Here is a 20,797-nt window from a genome sequence, read left to right as displayed (position 1 = left end):
TAGAGTCATCCAGTACGAGGCAAACGAGTGAAAAAAGCCGGCAGCGCTACCGATCCGCTTTGGTATAAAGACGCCATCATCTACGAGATTCACGTACGAGCCTTTATGGACTCGAATGCGGATGGAATAGGTGATTTTCCAGGTTTGATGTCCAAACTGGACTACCTCCAGGACCTTGGCGTTACCTGCCTCTGGCTGTTGCCTTTCTTCCCTTCTCCGCTACGTGATGACGGATACGATATCGCGAACTACGTCGACGTCAATCCGAGCTATGGGACGTTGAACGACTTCAAGCAGTTTCTGGATGCGGCCCATCTGCGTGGTATGCAGGTGATGATCGAACTGGTCATCAACCACACGAGCGATCAGCACCCGTGGTTTCAAGCTGCGCGCAAAGCGCTGCCTGGATCGCCTGAGCGAGACTTCTACGTGTGGTCGCAGACGGATCAGCTCTTCAAGGACGCCCGCATCATCTTCACCGATACGGAGAAGTCCAACTGGACCTGGGATGAGGTTGCAAAGTCGTACTACTGGCATCGCTTCTTCTCGCATCAACCGGATCTGAACTTCGATAACCCGGCGGTGATCGAAGAGGTGCTTAAGGCCATGCGCTTCTGGCTCGACATGGGTGTCGATGCTCTTCGCATGGATGCGATTCCTTACCTGGTCGAACGAGATGGTACCAGCTGTGAGAATCTTCCTGAGACTCATGCGGCGATCAAGAAGATTCGCGCGGCGATCGATGAAGACTATGACAACCGCTTGATTCTTGCGGAGGCGAACCAGTGGCCTACCGATGTCCGTCCTTACTTTGGAGATGGCGACGAGTGCCACATGGCATTCCACTTCCCTCTTATGCCGCGCATCTACATGGCGCTGCGGCAGGAGGATCGGTTGCCGATCACGGATATTATGGCGCAGACGCCAGCTATTCCGGAGATCTGCCAGTGGGGTCTTTTTCTTCGTAACCACGATGAACTTACTTTGGAGATGGTCACGGACGATGAGCGCGATTATATGTATCTGGCCTACTCGGCCGATCCGCGCATGCGCATCAACGTGGGTATCCGTCGGCGACTCGCTCCGCTGGTCGACAATAATCGCCGCCGCATCGAGCTGCTGAACTCTCTGTTGTTGAGCTTTCCGGGCACGCCGATTATGTACTACGGCGACGAGATCGGCATGGGTGACAATATCTACCTGGGCGATCGCAATGGCGTGCGCACTCCGATGCAGTGGAACTCGGATCGAAACGCGGGCTTCTCTACGGCTGTTCCGGCGCGGCTTTATTTTCCTGTTATTACGGATCCGGTGTGGGGCTATCAGTCGATCAATGTCGAGGCTCAGCAGTCTGATCAGTCGTCGCTTCTGCATTGGACACGCAACATGATCGCGTTGCGGAAGCTCTTCCACGTCTTTGGACGCGGGACGCAGGAGTTTCTCGATCCAGAGAACCGGAAGATCCTTGCCTACATCCGCCGCTATGACGATCCAACGAACGGGATGACGGAGACTGTGCTGTGTGTCGCGAATCTGTCTCGCTTCTCACAACCTGTTTCTCTGGACCTCAATAAGTTCGCGGGAATGATACCGGTTGAGATGCTTGGCTATGTCACCTTCCCGGCCATCACTTCACAACCGTATCCGCTCACGCTGGCGCCTTATTCCTTCCTGTGGCTTGAATTGCAACCTGCTCCTCTGGTGCCCGAGCTTCCGCAGGCGCCCGAGAAGGAGACGATTCTCCATCTCGCTCATGAGGGCATCGAAGAGGCACTGACTGGACCTGCGTTGGCGCTTCTGAAAGATACCTACCTGCCCCGGCAACGGTGGTTCGGGGCGAAGTCCAAAGTTATCCAAAGCGTTCAGGTGATCGATTCGGCTGAACTTCCAGGTCTCAACGCGGCCCTGGTGTTTCTTGAAGTGACGTATAGCGACGGTAGTACCGATGCATATCAGTTGCCTCTCGCGATCAGCGCGGACGAGGCCGCTGAGACGATCCGGGCCGCCGATCCGGCGAGTATCGTCGCTACGGTCTCCACGCCGAATGGTCCAGCGATTCTGCATGACGCTGTGGGCCGGGAGGATGTTCGTCAAGCGATCCTCGCTCTGATTGAGACGAATGGCGAACTTAAGACCAGGGCTGGTACGCTTCGCGGTCAGAAGAGCAGCGCGTTTGCCGAGGTTCGCGGAGATGGACCGCTACCGGCGCGCGTAGGGTCTGCGGAGCAATCGAACACCTCGATCCTTTATGACGCGAAGCTGATCATGAAGCTCTTCCGCCGTCTTGAGCCTGGGGAAAATCCAGATACCGAGATCGGTAGATTTCTTACGGAGACGGCGCACTTTCCACGCATCGCTCCCTTCCTGGGCAGTATCACGCTTAGCACCCAGAACGGTGAACCTGCCACGGTCGCGATGCTGCAAGGTCTGGTCGAGAATGAGGGTGATGGGTGGCAGTGGACGCTCGAGGAGCTCTCTCAGTACTACGACGGCGTCGCGACGTTACCGCCGCCGAAGGATCTGGGGTCCAGTCCCAGCTTTCTCGCAGAGGGTAAGCTTCCAGACGTGATTCGTGAACATGCGGGGTTGTATCTTGACGCTGCAAGGCGGCTTGGACAACGCACCGCAGAGATGCATCTCGCGCTGGCCACACCGACCAACGATCCTGCTTTTCATGCGGAGGCTTTCACTGCAGCGGATATGGCTTCCGATGCGCAACGAATTGAGGAACAAATATCTCGCTCCCTATCGGCGTTGAAGCGCGGCATGTCCCAGTTGGCTGAGTCCACCACGGACGGCGCAGCGCTGGTCTTGAGCCGCCGGATCGAGCTGCTGAGCAGAGTCCAAGCAATTGCATCGGCTAGTCCCGAAGAGGCTGGCCAACGCATCCGTATCCATGGGGATTATCATCTTGGGCAAGTGCTTCGCTCCCGGGGAGACTACGTCATCCTCGACTTCGAAGGCGAGCCTGCTCGACCGCTGAACGTGCGGCGGGCCAAACAATCTCCCTTGAAGGATGTGGCGGGCATGCTTCGTTCTTTCAGCTATGCGGCCTATGCCGGGCTCAATGCGTTTGCTCAACGCAGGCCTGACGATGCGAAGAACCTGGAGCCGTGGACTCGTCTTTGGCAGAATGCGGTCTCTACAGAGTTTCTCCAGGCATACCAACAGGCGATGAACTCGACCAATTCAAAGCTGCTCCCTCAGCCACAGCAGGCTCAGGTGTTGCTCAACGCCTATCTTCTGGAGAAATCCCTTTACGAGCTTCTGTATGAGCTTGATAATCGACCGTTGTGGGTTCGCATCCCACTGGCAGGCATTCTGGCGTTGCCATAGTAGTGCTTACCTGGTGGGATGTGACATGGGTCGATAAAAGCGGTTCCACTTATCCAGAACTTGTAGCGGTTGGGATTTTGTAACGGCTGTTTATGATCCTGTTACTGCAGATATCTATAACGTCTTTAGTTCAATGCCGTCGCGATGAGTAGCAGCAGATTATAAGTTCGTTCCTGTTGGTTCTTGCTCCGGGATAAGAGGCTTCGTCTTCCCAGTCGTCCTGAAGGGCGTTCATTCGCTGCGCTTTGGCAAGAAGATTTTTACATGACCTAACGTAGAAATGGAGAAGGAGCATTTATGGCAGATGGAAAGATTAAGACAGTTATCGTGACGGGTGCCACCGGAGGAATCGGACATGCGGTGGCGAAGAGGTTGGGGCAGGATGGTTTTGCTGTAACCGTTAACTACTCCGGAAACTCCGAAAAGGCACAGGAGGTGGTGAAGGAGATAACCTCCAACGGCGGAACAGCTATTGCCCTGAAGGGCGACGTCGCCATTGCCGCCGATGTGGAGTATATCTTCAGAGAGACGATCCAGGTCTTTGGCCGCCTGGACGCAGTGGTTAATTCTGCAGGAATCATGCCTCTCTTTCCGATCGCCGGCGGAGACGTTGAGACCTTCGACAAGGTGATCGCTACGAACCTGCGCGGAGCTTTTCTAGTTCTGTCTCAGGCGGCAAAACACCTTCCAGAGGGAGGACGAATTGTTGCTTTCTCAAGCAGTGTTCTCGCGAAGTCGTTCCCGAACTATGGAGCGTATATCGCAGCCAAATCGGGAGTCGAAGGTTTGGTCCGTGTGCTCGCCAATGAGTTGCGCGGCCGAAACATCACGGTAAATGCCGTGGCTCCCGGGCCTACAGCAACGGATCTATTTCTCAAGGGCAAGACGGATGCCCAGGTTGAAGATTTCAAAAAGCTGTCGCCTCTCGAACGTCTTGGGCAGCCAGAAGATATCGCCAATATGGTGTCTTTTCTCCTCGGACCGAATGGCGGCTGGGTTAACGCCCAAGTAATTCGCGTCAATGGCGGCTTTGCCTAAACTGCTTCGCAGTCTTCAGGTTGTCGATCTCTCTACCTCCCGTGGCGCTTTGAGAAGCTTCCACGGGAGGTTTTTTCTTCGAAAGGAGAAGGCGGCTGCGTGTTAACGCAGCCGCACGAAAGCGTCTAGATGGACAGGTTTAAGATGCGGTTAAGACGCTGAACGAAGGCGGCAGGATCCTGGAGTGGGACGCCCTCCATAAGAAGAGCCTGGTCAAAGAGCAACCACGCCGCATCCTGGGTGGTGGCATCGTCCGAACGGGCGAGGAGCTTCTTGACGATCTCGTGATCCGGGTTGATCTCCAACGTGGGTTTAAGCGCTGGTATATCTGTCTGGCCCATCGCACGCAACATCTGCTGCATCTTCATGGAAGGCTCTTCTTCGTCAGAGACTATGCAGGAGGGGCTGTCCGCAAGACGCACGGAGGCGCGCACCTCTTTCACATTTTCTCCAAGCGTTGCCTTTAACTTATCTAGCAGCGGCTGAAGCGCCTCGGCCTTTTCGGGCTCGGCCTCGTCTTTCAGATCTTCGCTCGTCGAGGCTTTGTTTACGGCCTTGAGGTCGATGTCTCCGTACTTGTCGACGCCGGAGAAGACGATTTCGTCGATGTCGTCGTCGAGGATCAGAACCTCGAGATCCTTCTTCTTGTAGATCTCAAGAAGAGGCGAGGTACGGAGCAGAGGTTCGGCTCCGCCGGTGATGTAGTAGATGCTCTTCTGCTCTTCCTTCATGCGCGACTTCACGTCGGCCAGGCTGGTGAGGCCCTCTACCTTGGTGGATTTAAAGCGGACGAGGTCGAGCAGTGTCTCGCGATTTGCAAAGTCGCCGTGAAGACCTTCCTTCAAGGGACGGTTGTACTCGGTTATAAATTTAAGATACTGCTCGGGCTGATTGGCCGCGATGTTCTTCAGTTCGGAGAGGATCTTCTTGACGCTGGCAGTGCGGATGCTGGTTAGCACACGATTCTGCTGCAGGATCTCGCGACTGACGTTCAAGGGGAGATCTTCGCTATCGATGATGCCGCGGATGAAGCGTAGATATTGGGGCAGGAGCTCTTTGGCGTCGTCCATGATGAAGACGCGCTTTACGTAGAGCTTGACGCCAACCTTATATTCAGCCTGGTAGAGATCAAGGGGCGCTTTAGACGGCACGTAAAAGAGGGTCGTGTAATCGAGGCTTCCTTCCGCCTTGGTGTGAAACCAGAAGAGAGGATCTTCCCAACCGCCCGCGACAGATTTGTAGAGCTCCTTATAGTCCTCTTCTTTGAGCTCACTTTTGGGACGACGCCAGAGCGCACTGGCGGCATTGACCTGTTCCGTGGTGCGGATCTTAGTCGACTTCTTTTCGGCTTCGTCCCACTCGCTCTTGTCGTAGGTGAGAAAGATGGGAAAGGCGATGTGGTTGGAGTACTTCTTCACGATCTCTTGCAGGCGCCAGCTATTGGCGTACTGCTTGCCTTCTTCGTTGAAGTGCAGGAGGATGGTGGTGCCGGCAGTGGGACGCTCTGCACGCTCGATCTCGAAGCCGGTCTTACCATCGCTGACCCAGCGCCAGGCCTGATCCTCGCCAGCCTTGCGGGAGATGACCTCGATGCTGTCGGCGACCATGAAGGCGCTGTAGAAGCCTACTCCAAACTGACCGATAAGATTCGAGTCTCTCTTCGCGTCTCCTGAGAGTTGAGAGAGGAAGTTTTTCGTGCCAGAGCGTGCGATCGTGCCGAGATGGGAGACCAGCTCCTCCTCATTCATGCCGATGCCTGTATCGGCTATGGTGAGGGTCTTGTTCTCCTCATCCAGCTCTAGATCGATGCGTGGGTTAAAAGGAAGAGCCTTATAGCTATCCTCTGTGAGGGTGAGGTGGCGGAGCTTATCGAGAGCGTCAGAGGAGTTGGAGATGAGCTCCCGCAGGAAGATCTCAGGGTGAGAATAAAGAGAGTGGATGATCAGTTGTAATAGCTGGCTGACTTCGGTCTGAAATTCGCGTTTAGACATAGGTATTTATCACCATAACAAATATAAAACGAGAGCTTCCGGAGTCGCCGCCATTTGGGAGGGTTCTATGGAATCGACCCTTTAGAGACTATTCCCAGTCGCCTTCTGGAAGCAAAAACCAAGTTTTAACAGTTAGTTACGGCGTCCCAGAGTGGGGCGGTCGTCGCCCGTGGAGTTGGGATCGTTATTGGTACCGCCAGCTCGCCGAAGGGTGGGCTTATTTCCTCCTTTGCCATCGGTGATCTTACGTTTGTTCTGGAGGCGAGCCAGGCGGGCCTTGATGTCGTCGAACTCGGAGGTGTTGACGACATAGTCGGGCCTCGCAGGAAGGATAGTGGCGATCTCATCTTCGGAGTGGGCGATGCGATCGGGCGTCTGCGGGTGGTCGGCGAAAGCTTTGGCAATTACTCCCGGCTTGTGCTTCTCGAGGGCGTCGAGCTTTTCGAAGAATTGGATGAAGGCCTGTGGATCGTAGCCAGCCTTATACATGTACTGGACACCGAGATAGTCGGCCTCGGCCTCATGTTCGCGTGAGAACTCGAGGAATGCCATCGGAATGGCGAGTTGCGAGGCTTCATAGATGCCGTAGCCAGTCCAGGAGCCCTGGGTAAAGATGATTAACGGAATCGAACCGATCTGAGCGTAGTTCATGCGGGTCATCTGGCGGGCCGCGTGATGGGCGCAGACGTGGGCCGTCTCGTGGGCCATGACTCCGGCCAACTCGGCCTCCTCATCGGCAGCCATAATGAGACCGGAGTTGACGTAGAAGTAGCCGCCGGGAAGAGCCATGGCGTTGATCTCGTCCGAGTCGATGACCTTTATGGTGAAGGGCACCTTGCAGTCGGAGTTTTTGACGATGTTCTGACCGATGCGGTTGACATACTCTGCAACAACGGGATCTGTGACGAGATGGGCGGACTTCTCGATCTCCATGGAGTACTGCTTACCGGCACGAATCTCCCAATCGACAGAGTACCAGTTACTCATGCCACGGCCGCCGATGTTTCGAGTTCCAACGGCGGATACGTCATCCTCGCTTCCGGGCTTGATGTTTGGATCGAGCGAGTCGCCGGGGGATGGCAATGGCTTAGCAGCATTCGCTGTAGCCGGTTTGGTCTCGGTTTCAGCTTTCGTTGTGGTGGGAGGATCGGCGGGAGGATTTGCTGTTTGTTTCGGAGTCGAATCTTGCGTCTGAGCGTAACCAACCGGAGTAAGGAGAAGAAGGGCGGCTAAGAGAAGATTTCGCATAGGTCTCTCGGTGGGAGATAGGCCCGCCGGCTGCTTGTGAGGGAGGGTGTTCCGGCTTACGTTTGCGTTCGTACCGTCACTGTCTCTCGTTGAATCATTCAGGGGGATGGTTATGCCAGCTCCTAATTGCCCCGAGATTATTGAATCGCCATAAGATTACTTACAATATGCTATCAATAAAACAGTATCGTTAATGCAAATGTTCGTCAACCATCGAACGAATCACTGGATCGCCGAAACTATCCCGCAAAGCGTACTATCTTCGCATAGAAACTAGCCTTGTAAGGGAGATCTTCATCTTGCCGAGGTCCTTTCGCTTTCGCTCTATTCTCGCTCTTGGTACCGTTGCCGCATATATAACCGCCATCGCTCAAGTACCTGCACCCATTAATCCGTCTCGGACGATAGTCGCTTCGGCGCCGCCTATGGGGTGGAACAGTTGGGACTCTTACGGCCTCACCATCACTGAGTCGCAATTCCGCGACAACGTCGATGTTCTAGCGAAGGTTCTGAAACCCTTCGGTTGGAACTATGCCGTCATCGACGAGGGCTGGTTTATGAAGAATCCACTGGATCGTCCAACTCCCGAGAAGTTGATCTTTGAGCTTGACGCAAATGGTCGCTACATCCCTGTACCGGCCCGCTTTCCTTCGTCATTGAGTAACGGACGCAATACTGGCTTCGCTGCTCTCGGAGCGTATGTTCATTCGCTCGGATTGAAGTTTGGAATCCATATCGTTCGCGGTATTCCGCGTGAGTCTGTTGTTCGCAACCTTCCAGTCGCAGGCAGTCGCTTCCACGCACAAGATGTAGCGGATAAGACCGATGCCTGTCCGTGGGACCCGACCAACTGGGGAGTCCGCGACACACCTGCGGGTCAGGCATGGTACGACTCGCTTCTTGCGCAGTACGTCAGTTGGGGAGTTGACTTTCTTAAAGTCGATTGCATCTCCGACCATCCCTACAAACCCGGAGAGATTCGCATGATCCATCGGGCCATTCTCAAGACTGGACGACCGATCATCCTCAGTCTGTCGCCCGGACCAACCTCTCCTGGTTTGGCTCGCGAAGTCGCTTCGTATGCACAGATGTGGCGCATCTCCGATGATGTCTGGGATTATTGGACTAATCCGAAGGCATTCCCGCGTAGCGTTCATGACCAATTTGAGCTTACGGCTGCCTGGAGTTCATACGCTCGCCCCGGCAACTGGCCAGACGCCGATATGCTGCCTCTTGGCTATCTAGGTCCGGAGCCGGGAGAAGGTAAGGCACGTAACACGCGTCTTACAACCGACGAACAACAGTCGATGCTTACTCTCTGGGCCATCGCACGTTCGCCTTTGATTCTCGGGGCTAATCTTACGAAGCTCGACGATTGGACCACCAAACTTCTGACAAACAAAGATGTCATCGATGTCAATCAGTTCGGCCATGAACAGAGACAGGTCGCCCGCGAAGGAAATACTGTCACATGGAGCGCGAAGGGCAGACCAGGCATTCTCTATCTTGCGCTCTTCAATCTTAGTGACATGCCGGTCAATATCGATCGTCCCTATGCTTTCTATAATCTCCCCGGAGATTCTTATAAGACACGGGAACTCTGGTCTCAAACCGATGGCGATACGTCAGCTTCAGTGCATCTGGTGCTACCGCCTCACGGCTGTAAGCTCCTGGAACTGAGACGTCCATGATTTACAAAGCTTCGTAGCGAATAAGTTTGAGTGCGCGTATTGCGCGGCACCGGAAACACGTCCAGTCATTGAAGTCGCGTTGATCGTGCCGCGCGTGGTTAGTTCAGTTGATGCTGAAAAGCCTGACAGACTCCCAGAGGAGTCTGTCAGGCTTCAATTCAGACTTACCGTTATGATCCGTTAATACTTCTTTAGAACAACAGCTTGACCGCGAGTTGAATGCTGCGGTTGTCTGCTGAAGTGGACGATATCTTGCCAACCGTGCTGGTGGTTGAGATGTTTGAAGCGGGTTGCGAGAAGATCCCACGGTTGATGATGTTGTAAGCCTCGGCGCGGAACTGCAGATGGAGCCTCTCGACGATCTGGAAGGTCTTGATGGCCGAGAGGTCGACCTGAGCCGTACCCGGTCCGCGGAGAGTATTGCGTCTCACGTTGCCTTGCACGGTTGCGCCTGGATCCACAAAAGCCGTAGGGTCGAACCAACTAGAGATCGACGGACTGTTCTTGTAGGCGCTCTGCAACGTACGTCCAGGCGCCAGGTTCACACGTCCAGGAGTGTAGGTGCCGAAGGTGACACCCGAACGAGAGGGCGAGAAGGGATATCCCGTGCGAAGCTGAATCGCCGGCTGCAGCGACCATCCTCCCACCAGAACATTACCGATTCCCTTCTGCAACATGGCGTGTCCCTTGCCAAACGGGAGTTCGTAACCTCCACTGATCACAGCGCGGTGACGGACGTCGAAGCGGGAGTAGGAGTGATCGAAGGAAAAGTCGGTCGAGTACGCCGTATCGTTCGCTTCTACCTCACCCGAGTTGTTATCGAGATTTTTCGACCACTGGTAGCTACCCAGCACAAAGAGACCATCGTTCTTGGCCCGCTTCTCAACCTTTACGGAGCCACCGTTGAAGTTGGCCGAGGCTGCAGTGGCACTGGTCAAAACCCCATGCTGATATTGGGGAAATGGACGGACCCCTACGTTCGTGGTGTTACTCGCGCCAGCGGCATTGACCCCAGGGGAAAGCAGGTCCATGTTCTGGTCATACCGCTTCCATAGCTTGCGGGTTCCGCTCGCTGTGTATGCAAGCTCCATGATGACGCCATGGCCCAGATCCTGCTGTAAGCTGGCGGTCCACTCCATCGTGTACGGCGTCGAGTTGTTGGGGCGAATGGAGAACGGTGCGGGCAGTCCGGCGGATCCAAGTGTGGGGTCAGGGAACAGGTTTTGAACGAACTGGTTATTGAGCGACTGCTGGTAGTACAGCGGCGCGGCGTAACGAGTAAATTGCAGTTCGTTGGTGTTGATGTTGTCGAAGTAGATGCCACCACCGGCACGAAAGACCGTTCCAGGGTGTGCTTCATAGGCGATACCGAGACGTGGGCCGAATCCTTTTTTGTTGGGCTTGATGATACCGGGACTGTATGTGGAGTCCGTAACAACAAACGGAAGGAAAGCCTGTGGAATGAATGCGGGAACCTTGCTGTATTTGATCTTCCCTGTCGTAGGATCCAACGTGCCTTCCAGACCGTTTTGCTCGACGAACGGAGAGTTATATTCCCAGCGCAGACCTGCGTTGATCGTCACGCGACGACCCACTTGCCAAACGTCGCTGAAGAACGCGCCGTAGGTGTTATCACGATAGTGACCGCGTGTGGTTCCGAAGTTGCCGTTGCAGCCAGAGGTGCAATAACCACGCTGATAGTTCTCCAGCGCGGTGTAGAGTGCACCGGTTATCGGATTGATCTTGTTTGTTGCATCACAAGTACCGTTGCCGGTTGCCGTGGCTGCCGTGCACGGACCAAAGGTGAAAGAACCAGTGGCATTGTTATCCGCGATCAGGATGACCCTGCGGTTTTGGAACTGGAATCCTACTTTGTATGTATGTTTTCCTTTGACGATACTGAGCGAGTCGCCGAGGCTGAGAATGTTCTCGTTGCCACCTTGATTCGTGACGTTATCGAAGACGTTGGTAAAGGGAGTAATGGTGACGTTGGCTCGACCGTACTGGGTCGGGTCCGTAAGTCCTGTGACAAACTTTAGACCCTCTTGGGAAGCGAAGTTCGTGCCAGGCTGAAACCCGACACCGAGTTCGAAGTTGAAGTACTCGTTGTATCCAATGCGCACTTCGTTCACGATATTCGGCGTGATGAGGAAGGTGTGCCCGAGGACACCGTTGCGACCGATAAGCTTGTTATTGATTCCACCCTGAACCGAAGGTAGGAATTGGAGAGAGTTGAAATCCACATACCGCTCAAAGAGTGAGTTGCGCGAGGATAACGTCTGGTCGGCACGCACCGTATATTCGTCGTAGTTGTCGGTCGTGGTGGGGGTTGCACTGTAGTTATATTGGCCGAGGATGGTAGCAGCCCCGTTCGGGGTAGTGGGTACCGGGAAGGTGCCATTCATCACTCGCGCCAGTTGGTTGGATGCAGCAGGGGTCCCAAGCTGCGCTTGCGTTGGGAAGACGCCGTAGACGGGCGTGTCGCGATTGGTGCGAAGCCCCTCGAACCCGCCGAAGACAAACAGCTTGTCTTTCTTGATAGGAAAGCCAACCGTACCGCCGTACTGTTGACGGGAGAAATGTGGCTTTACCGGATTCGTGGCCGTCGTTGCAAAGTAATTGCGGGCGTCGAAGATGCTGTTGCGAGCGAAGTCATAGACGGTGCCGTGGATCGAGTTCGATCCTGACTTCGTTACCATCGAGACAACCGCCTGTCCCTGACCGTACTCGGTCGAGAACGAGTTACGCAGGAGGTTGAACTCCTGCAGCGTGTCTACGTTCGGCTGCAGTGACATGTTATTGAACCGAACCGAACGGACATAGGTTCCGTCCAGCACATAGTTCGTGGAGCTACCGCGACCGCCATCGACAGTGATGAACAAGCTGCGTGTACCGAAACGGCCTGGGCTGCCGGTCTGGCCGGTCTGCGGCGGAGAGACGCCCGGTGCAAGCGTCGCGAGCTGAAGCACATTTCTGCCGTTCAATGGCAGATCGTTGATTTGCTTTTGGTTGATGACCTGCCCGACTGTCGCCTCCTGGGTCTGCAACTGTGGAGGAATCGTGGTCACTTCCACGGTCTCGGTGGTTTGACCAACACTCAGAGTCACAGAGCCATTTGCAGCTTTGCCAATCTCCACGTCCAATGAAGTAATTTCGCTGCTCTTGAAGCCTTGCTTCTCGACACGCAAACGATAGTTCGCAGGCGGGAGGTTGGGAATGGACCAATCTCCGCTGTCATTGGTGGTCGCTGTGCGCTCGGCACCCGTGGCATTGTTTATCACATGCACCACTGCACCGGGGACGGTTGCGCCACTCGTGTCTGTGACCCTGCCCACCGCGTCGGAGCTTGAGCTCGCCTGCCCAAATGCCGATGGAACGATGACGTTGAGCGCAACAAGAGGCATGGCTGCCATTAGGAGCGCGAACGACGTGCGACGCAAAGTATCCAGCACGGCGTCTCCCGCACCAATCTGCTTGGACGTCTGCTCACGGCTAACGATGCATGCATCCTTCCGCTTGAGCCGATCCTGGGTGGTTGAGATGTTCATTGGTGAAGCCTCCAAATTTGTCCGGGCCATAAGGGAACCCAGGTTCTGATCCTGATATGAGATTTTCTGAGACGTCTCATTCGGGGAGGATGCTATCCATAACCTCCTAAGACTGTCAAGATACATTTTTTGCCGCGAATCACTTTCGAGACGATTCCCTATGCGTTCGTAACCTCTGCGGCAAAAGACAGACGACAGAGGTTACAGAGGAGTGCAATGCGGTGAAGAAAGGTACCCATTTCTAGATGAAACAGGCTACGCCTTTCTTCACGCCTAACTCCCGTGCGTGAACGAGTAACCTCAAATATGGCGAAGCGGATTAGAGTGCTGAGTCTCTTTTCCTCCACTCGCTAGACTTTCACTCAGTGAAGCGATTGAAGCTGATAGGCTGGCTCAGCCCGCATTCGATACTCACGATGCGTCCGTCATCTATTCCACCTACCGAACTTATAGAGTGAGAGAGAGAGGACGAAATCCTTCGATCAGGGGTGCAGTGTCCAGCCGATAGGCACACTTTGCTCCGCATCGAGGTTGTTCTAACGATGTCGTCCTCGCAGCTAAGGTTCAATCCCACGCAGTTGTTCGAGCGTAACCGGTCCGACCACTTCCGCCGGCAATGACTTACATGCGACTACGCTGAAGATACGACTGCCGCCGATACAAACTAGCGGCAGTCCTCTTCACTTGACGAATGGTCCGTCACTGGACGCTGATCACAGCGACTTCGTACGGTTCGAGTTGCACTTTACTTCCTTGCATCTGCTTTACTCCGGGTTGGCCATCGCCGGTAGAAGGAGCCACGTAGCTCACCGAGGTGGCCGCCGTACCTTCCGGTAACGTGATCTCCTGGGCCACGCCACGCTTGTTGATCACTAGTATTTTTTTGCCCTTTGCAGTTCCAAACGCTTGCACGGCGAGATCTCTGTTGTGCTCAGCCGTTTCCATCATATGGTCGCCAGGACCAAAGTTATCCTTCAACAGCTTCAATACCCAGAACCGAGGATTGGGCTTGGCGGTGTTGTAGTTCATCATGCTCACGCTGGGATACTGCGTTGGGTAACCCACTAACTGCGATTCACCGAGGACATCAATACCCATCTTTGCCCCCTCAATGTAAATATAGGCATACATGGCACCAGCAAGGTTCCAATATCCTTCTGGCTCTGGCTTCGCTTTATAGCCGGGAATACGATTGCTCTTACTGTCCTCTGGCAGGATAACGCCGAGTTCATTGAGGTCAGTTTTCGTATTCGGCGAAAGGCGGTGCTTAATCTGTTCGATATATCGGGCCGTCGCCAAAAATCCATCTGCCTGATCGAAGAAGGTATATTGCATGGCCGAGAAGGGTTCGGATTCAGGAGGCGATGCGTAAAAGTGGTATGTGAGGAAATCCAGATGAGTGTCGGGAGCGTGGTGCGCCGGGTCCAGGAAGTACTCATACATCTGTCCATGTGTTCGCGGGCTGGCGGAAGAGACAGCCATGAACTTGATGTCTGGATCGACCTTTAACATGGCCGCGGTCACAGCATCGTAGAACTTCGTATACGCTTCGGGCGTCCAGTGATGTTCGAAGTCGATCTCGTTCAGCACCTCCCAGTAAGCGAACTTGTAATGATGGCCGGACTCGTGGTGCTTTCCGTTCTCGTCCGTAAAGCCGCCTTTTTCATACCAACTCAACAGCCGTGCGTAGTAATCAGCAGCCTCCTTCATGGAAGGATCGCGGAGTTCCGTGCCCTGCGTGTACTCCCAATAAACCTGGTTCGGGTCGTCCGGATACGTGACTGGTTTATCGGTCTTCCAGAGCCACGCTGGCATGGTACTAAAGTTCATCACGACGGAGTGGCCTTCCGTCGCCTTCATAAAATCTTCCAGAGCCGGATCGATGTACTTGAAGTTCCAAGATGTCTTGTCCTTAGTGGGCGGATCGAGTTCAGCAACGGCCTGTTTAGGATAAGGCAGCCATGGGACATAACGGACATAGTCCGCACCCAACATCTTCAACGCGGCGAAGGTTCCATCATGCATCGTAGAACCGCGAAGAATCTGCGGGTTTACTACCACCTGAAGTGTGGGCGTCGACTTGGATTCGAAGGCCGTCTTGGACCAATCGATCTTCAACTCCGGCGTCGAGGGTTGTTGAGCCATGAGCTCAATCGGTGTACTGATACAACCGAGCACCACTGTAATGAAAAGGGAACGGAAGTTCCTCATGAAGTCTCCTCGTAACGAACAAGCTTTATATGTAGATACGCGCCGGAGACTAGAGAGTCCGCCCGGGTATGACAACAACTTTCTAAGAATCAAAGGTGTTCCACATCGTGGACATACAATCACATTGCGTAACCAATTATTAGGATGTAAGAGCTATTCGCAACAATTGTTCTCTCACCGATCTTCCATGCTATGAAATAGACGGCACTTCCATCCTTGAACCTTCGACTATCTCCTACACTCATTAGCAGACTTGGTGGAAACCTAAGTTCATCAGTTCCGCCAGCTGACCTAGCTGCCTTCCCCAGCGCCCAACGCCAATGGCACAGTGATGCGCAGGACCGCGAGCGTTCCACGCCTCTACAAAACCGCGCGCTCCCAACGAGAATCTGTAGCGGCTGTTAGTGTTGCCGATTTCTAGAATTGGACCAGCGACACTCTCTGCTTCAGCTACCAACAACGAGAAGCCTCTCTCTTTATCCTCAACAACCGAGAGTAGCGTGACCGGTCCGTACTTCACCGTCATTTCGACCGACAGACCCCGGCCGACCTTACCGTGGTACACCCGCAACGGACGCACGCGAATCTTATCCTGCGCAATGCGCGGATGACCAGGGCCATCGTGGCCCATCAAGACAAGATCATCGTTGAAGTCCATCGCGTAGTACTCGGTGAACGAGCCTCCCGCGCCCAACTCGTCCATAATCTTCATGGCAAGGACGTTCTTGACCTCATATTCCCCAGCCACTGGGATCCCGCGGCCAGTGAGCACGGAGGTGCCAAGAATGATAGAACTCATCGTATTCTCGTTCTCTCCTACACCGGAGCCCATGTAATAGTAAGCCAGCATATCCAATGAGTTGTTCGCTACCATTTTGTCCAATGCGACTGCGGTGGTCGCAGCACGGCTTACTTCCTCAGGCGGACAATCTTCGTCGACTGCGAAGAAGCTGCGAAACTCCTCGACCTTAATCCCTGTCTCCCGCTCTGTCACCTCGCGTCGTAACCCACTCAACTGGTCGACCTCGAGGATCTCGACATGTGTCCCAAAGCGACCACTTACCTGCACTAAGTCCGTGGCGATATCGAGCATGCCGCTATAGTAGTGACCCATGAGCCCCATACGACTATGACTCAGCCTCTTGGTGATCTGCGCAGCGTTAAGCCATCCCTCCAAGTCGGTCCAGCACGCAGGATCGTTGTGCAGCACTCCAGTCACCTGGTGAAAAGGAATGTTCAGCCGCCGTAAGACATTCGCAATCTCTGGTACTGGACAAGAGCTGCAATAGGCGAGCCATTCACCGGTCATTGCGGTGCGACTTTCCATCTGATTTAGCCGGCCATAATTAATAGCTGCATCCGGCTGCAGATTCAGGAGGATGACGGGAACCTTTGCCCGCAAGATCACAGGAAGGAGCGTAGAAGAGAGTGCGTAGGTCGTGATGTAGACCAGAAGGATGTCGATGTCCTGACGACGGCACACATGTCCTGCTTCGACGCCCTTTGTGGGACTATCGATCAAGCCCAAATTAATTACAATCCGCTCGCGGTTTTCAACCTTCTGTTCAACCACACCAAGATAACCGCGGAGGCGCTGTTCAAGGCCCTCAAACTGGGGCCAATAGGTCTCCAGACCGAAGCCTGCCAAACCCACGCGAAGCTTTTTAACAGCGATCTCCACTCTTCGCCTCATCTCTCCCTAGTACGAAGAGAAGCTTATGGGTGCTGTGGAGGCGGCAACTAGCTTTATTTTTATATTTATGGAATTCCACTAGACGAAATAATAGGAAAAAAAATCGGCGACTCGTTGTGCGCAGGCCGCCTGGAAAGGGCCAGCAATACTGTAGAAATACGCAACTCGGGCGATACATCGTCTTCCATTTTGTGGAATTATCATAGGAGTTCGGTATAGGATGTGAGCGCAAAGAAAGCGAGCCAATGAAGAAGAGCGTAAAAGTCGAACCGGCCAAGCTCACTTCGATTCCATCCTCGGTTTACAACATTCAGGCCGTGCAGCGCGCGTGCGATATTCTCAAATGTTTTCAGCAATGCCAGTCCACACTTACGCTCAGCGATATCGTCGCGACTACAAATCTCAGTCGGACAACCGCTTTCCGTCTCTTGGCTACCTTAGTGGAGCAAGGCATGCTGGAGCGGCCTGCGAAGAACCAATACCGAGCTGTTAGTGAGCGGTGGAGACATACTCGCTACCGCATCGGTTACGCTTCGCAGAGCGAGGAGTTTTCTTTTTCGCGCCTGGTTTCAGACAGTATCCGCAGCCATGCCTATGAAGTAGGTGTAGACTTGCTCGAGTTGAGCAACCGATACAGTCCCACCGTTGCAATCCGCAACGCGGAGATGTTCGTTCGCGAACATGTCGACTTGGTAATCGAGTTTCAAACAAACCAACAGAGTGCGTCCGTCGTTGCGTCCAAACTTATAGAAGCGGGCATCCCCATCATCGCAATTGAAATCCCGCATCCGGGCGCTGATTACTATGGCGCGAATAACTACCGAGCTGGCTTGATCGCAGGGCACTCCCTGGCTCACGCGGCTGTCCAAGAGTGGCGCGGTCAGGTGGATGAGGTCGTTCTGTTGGAGTTAGCCATGGCAGGGCCCCTTCCGCGATCAAGACTTACTGGTATGCTCGCCGGCATTCGCGAGATTCTTCCCAAAATTCCAGACCAAAGGGTTCGCTTCATCAATGGCAATGGCCGCTTTGAAAATAGTTTGCAAGTAACACGGCGCTACCTGCAGCATGTCAAGGCGAAGCATGTCCTGATTGGCGCATTGAACGACCCTAGCTGCCTTGGAGCCTTACAGGCATTTGAAGAGGCCGGGCAAGGGGCAAATTGCCTTGCCGTCGGACAGAACAGCAGCATCGAGGCCCGAAGAGAGATGCGGCGGGCGGGTTCGCGCATGGTGGGTTCCGTCGCATACTTTCCCGAGCGCTATGGTGAAGCTGTACTCTCTTTAGCGCTGGACAAGCTGCAAGGAAAGGCAATCCCATCTGCTACCTTTGTGCGGCATCAGATGATCACATCGAAAAACGTCGATTCCTTCTATCCCAACGACAAGCTGATCACTGCAGGTGACGGCGACTCTCTACTGTACAGTTGGCATTGATCACGTTCATCGGATCAATCACCTTATATCTAAACGAAAGATAACCAATTCCGTACGCCGGACGAGATATAAAGCTGTATCACTTTGCTCATTTTCGTTGAATTTGTATTTCGGTGGAACAAGAGTCTAAGCTCGGCGGCATGGATCTTTAAGCCCCAGAAAAGAGTTACTTCTAACTCCTTCCCCTACTCAACTGCATTGATGTCGCTCGTCAGGCATATCAGCAGAGAGTTCTTCCCATCGAAGCCATACGAAAAGTGATTTTATCTTTTAAAGACATCTCTGTGACAAGTCGTCGGAAAGGGCGAGTATAGTTTCAATCTGACTGATAGCTAAATGATCTGCCGAGAGGTTGATATGGGCTCTTTTCCGAAGGTGCTTGGTGCATGTCTAAGTTTGGTTCTCTGTTTTGCTCTAATTTCTTGTAACGACGAAACCACTTCCAAAGCAGACTTTTCATTGTCTTCTACACCAGCGGCGATCACACTGGTTCCGGGTGGAGCGGGACAAAAGATCAGCGTGAACGCAGTTCCAACTAATAGTTTTGCAGGGATGGTAACAGTCACGATTGCAGGGCTGCCCCCAGGCGTAACTGTACAGCCGGCAACGTTGACTCTAACACCAGGAACGTCACAAACCGTAACGGTGACGGCCGCCACCACTGCCACTGCAGGCAGCGCGACGCTCACCCTCTCCGGAACTTCGGCGGCACTTACCCATACAGCTACTGTTGCGGCAACCATCTCCGCACCGCCGGACTACACGCTTACACTATCGCCCACATCACTCACCATCGTGGCAGGAGCTGTAGGTGCCCCAGTAAGTGTCACAGCCAATGCAGTCAACTCTTTTACTGGCACGGTGAATGTCGCGATCACAGGACTTCCCACGGGTGTAACGGCGAACCCAGCCACGCTGACTCTAGCTCCTGGCACAGCTCAGAGTACAACCCTAACGGCATCTCTCAGTGCCGCCGCAACAACGTCGACAGTTGCGTTCACCGGAACATCCGGCAGCACTACTCATATTGCATCGCTTCCTTTAACCGTGCAGGCCACCCAAATAACCGCCGCTCCGGATGTAACTACCTATCATTACAACATCGCTCGCGATGGGCTGAATTCGCAGGAGACCATCCTGACGCCGGCCAACGTGAATTCAACCCAGTTCGGCAAGATCGGCTTCGATACGGTCGACGGAAAGGTAGACGCCGAGCCTCTTTATCTTGCTAACTTGACTGTCGCAGGTCTGCTGCGCAATGTCTTGTATGTGGCCACCGAGCATGGCAGCCTATACGCCTTTGATGCTGATACCAACACGCAACTATGGAAGACATCCGTCATTCCGAGCGGAGAGGTGACAAGCGACGACCACGGCTGCAGCCAGATTACAACTGAAATAGGAATTACCTCCACGCCAGTAATTGATAGGAAGCAAGGCGTGAACGGCACTATCTTCACGGTCGCTATGAGCAAAGATACAAATGGAATCTACCACCAGAGATTGCACGCACTCGATATCGTGACAGGCGTAGAGATTACCGGCAGCCCAACGGAGATTACTGGAAGCACTCCCGGAATCGGGGACAACTCTCACAATGGCAGCGTGGTCTTCGACCCGTCTCAGTATGCGGAGCGTGCGGCTCTACTCCTTCTCAACGGCAACATCTACACCGGCTGGACCTCACATTGTGACGCGGGCCTCTATACCGGATGGATCATGGCATATAGCGAGACGACCCTGAAGCAAACCCAACTCCTGAATCTAACACCCAACGGCCACATGGGATCAGTCTGGATGAGTGGCAATGGATTGGCCGCTGATAGCAGTGGAAATATCTATCTACTCGATGCAAATGGCACGTTCGATACCACTCTTGACACGAATGGGTTCCCAGCAAACGGAGACTATGGCAACGCCATGCTGAAGCTGACAGCGACAACTGGCAAGCTAGCCGTGGCCGACTACTTCGAATCCTACAACACCGTATCGCAGTCCAGCCAGGACTTGGATCTAGGGTCGGGTGGTGCATTGCTCTTGCCTGACCTGAAGGATGCAAACGGAGTGGTTCGTCATCTAATCGTAGGAGCGGGTAAGGATAAGAACATCTATCTGGCTGACAGGGACAATTTAGGAAAATTCAATCCTTCCAGCGCTCCCATGGACAGTAATATCTACCAGAAGATCACAGGGCAATTGGCAGGCCTGAACTACACCACGCCCTCCTACTTCAACAACGTGCTCTACTACGGAGCGGATGGCGACGCATTGAAGGCCTTTCCATTGACTAACGCGAAGATGGCGACGACTCCATCAAGCCTGTCGGTGGCACGATTTGCTCACCCTGGCACCACACCGGCCATCTCAGCCAATGGACTCCAAAATGGAATCGTGTGGGCGGTGGAGTCGTCCATCAGCAATCTGGCAGTTCTGCACGCATACGACCCGACAAACCTGGCTCATGAGTTCTACAACAGCAGCCAGGCGGCGGGCACGCGCGATGGCTTTGGAAATGGTAACAAGTTCATTACGCCGCTCGTCGTGAATGGCAAGGTGTACATCGGAACCCAAACCGGTGTAGCCATCTTCGGCTTGCTGCCTCACTGAG

General features: G+C 54.0%; 10 protein-coding genes. 5 read left to right on the top strand and 5 right to left on the bottom strand.

Annotation, left to right across the window (positions count from 1 at the left end):
• The first annotated feature begins 27 nt into the window (after nt 1–27).
• Both treS and HB393_RS09970 read left to right on the top strand, forming a co-directional pair.
• The gene (gene treS, locus HB393_RS09975) at nt 28–3,336 is read left to right on the top strand and encodes a maltose alpha-D-glucosyltransferase (RefSeq protein ID WP_213805018.1); all 3,309 of its coding nucleotides are present in this window, start codon (nt 28–30) and stop codon (nt 3,334–3,336) included.
• Between the two features lie 297 nt (nt 3,337–3,633).
• A complete protein-coding gene (locus tag HB393_RS09970) occupies nt 3,634–4,374 on the top strand; it encodes an SDR family oxidoreductase (RefSeq protein ID WP_213805017.1) in 741 nt (246 codons plus the stop codon).
• A 125-nt stretch (nt 4,375–4,499) separates the two neighbouring features.
• On the opposite strand, the gene htpG is transcribed toward HB393_RS09970, so the two are convergent.
• Both htpG and HB393_RS09960 read right to left on the bottom strand, forming a co-directional pair.
• Entirely contained in the window at nt 4,500–6,365 is a 1,866-nt protein-coding gene (gene htpG / locus HB393_RS09965; protein ID WP_213805016.1) for a molecular chaperone HtpG, read from the bottom strand.
• A gap of 132 nt (nt 6,366–6,497) precedes the next feature.
• Nucleotides 6,498–7,613: a M48 family metallopeptidase gene (locus HB393_RS09960; protein WP_213805015.1), complete on the bottom strand. Its 1,116-nt coding sequence runs from the start codon at nt 7,611–7,613 to the stop codon at nt 6,498–6,500.
• A 425-nt stretch (nt 7,614–8,038) separates the two neighbouring features.
• On the opposite strand from HB393_RS09960, the gene HB393_RS09955 reads away from it, so the two are divergent.
• A complete protein-coding gene (locus HB393_RS09955; RefSeq protein ID WP_213805014.1) occupies nt 8,039–9,304 on the top strand; it encodes a glycoside hydrolase family 27 protein in 1,266 nt (421 codons plus the stop codon).
• A gap of 191 nt (nt 9,305–9,495) precedes the next feature.
• Here the strand turns inward: HB393_RS09955 and HB393_RS09950 are convergent, their stop codons facing one another.
• The 3 genes from HB393_RS09950 to HB393_RS09940 all read right to left on the bottom strand — a co-directional run bounded on the left by HB393_RS09950 (nt 9,496) and on the right by HB393_RS09940 (nt 16,756).
• Complete coding sequence (locus HB393_RS09950) at nt 9,496–12,852, bottom strand: carboxypeptidase regulatory-like domain-containing protein (protein ID WP_213805013.1); 3,357 nt, start codon at nt 12,850–12,852, stop codon at nt 9,496–9,498.
• Nucleotides 12,853–13,551: 699 nt separating this feature from the next.
• On the bottom strand, nt 13,552–14,970 hold the full coding sequence (locus tag HB393_RS09945) for a glycosyl hydrolase family 39 (RefSeq protein WP_255550959.1): 1,419 nt from the start codon (nt 14,968–14,970) through the stop codon (nt 13,552–13,554).
• 337 nt (nt 14,971–15,307) lie between these two features.
• Nucleotides 15,308–16,756, bottom strand: a complete 1,449-nt coding sequence (locus tag HB393_RS09940) for an arabinose isomerase (protein ID WP_213805012.1) — start codon at nt 16,754–16,756, stop codon at nt 15,308–15,310.
• A 245-nt stretch (nt 16,757–17,001) separates the two neighbouring features.
• Here HB393_RS09940 and HB393_RS09935 point away from each other — a divergent pair, with 245 nt between their 5' ends.
• Entirely contained in the window at nt 17,002–18,189 is a 1,188-nt protein-coding gene (locus tag HB393_RS09935) for a substrate-binding domain-containing protein (protein WP_213805011.1), read from the top strand.
• A gap of 459 nt (nt 18,190–18,648) precedes the next feature.
• Complete coding sequence (locus HB393_RS09930) at nt 18,649–20,796, top strand: PQQ-binding-like beta-propeller repeat protein (RefSeq protein WP_255550958.1); 2,148 nt, start codon at nt 18,649–18,651, stop codon at nt 20,794–20,796.
• Nucleotide 20,797: the final 1 nt, after the last annotated feature.

It is taken from the genome of Granulicella sp. dw_53, from assembly GCF_018449545.1.
Classification (GTDB): Bacteria; Acidobacteriota; Terriglobia; order Terriglobales; family Acidobacteriaceae; genus Edaphobacter.
This window is presented reverse-complemented; position numbering and strand designations above follow the sequence as displayed.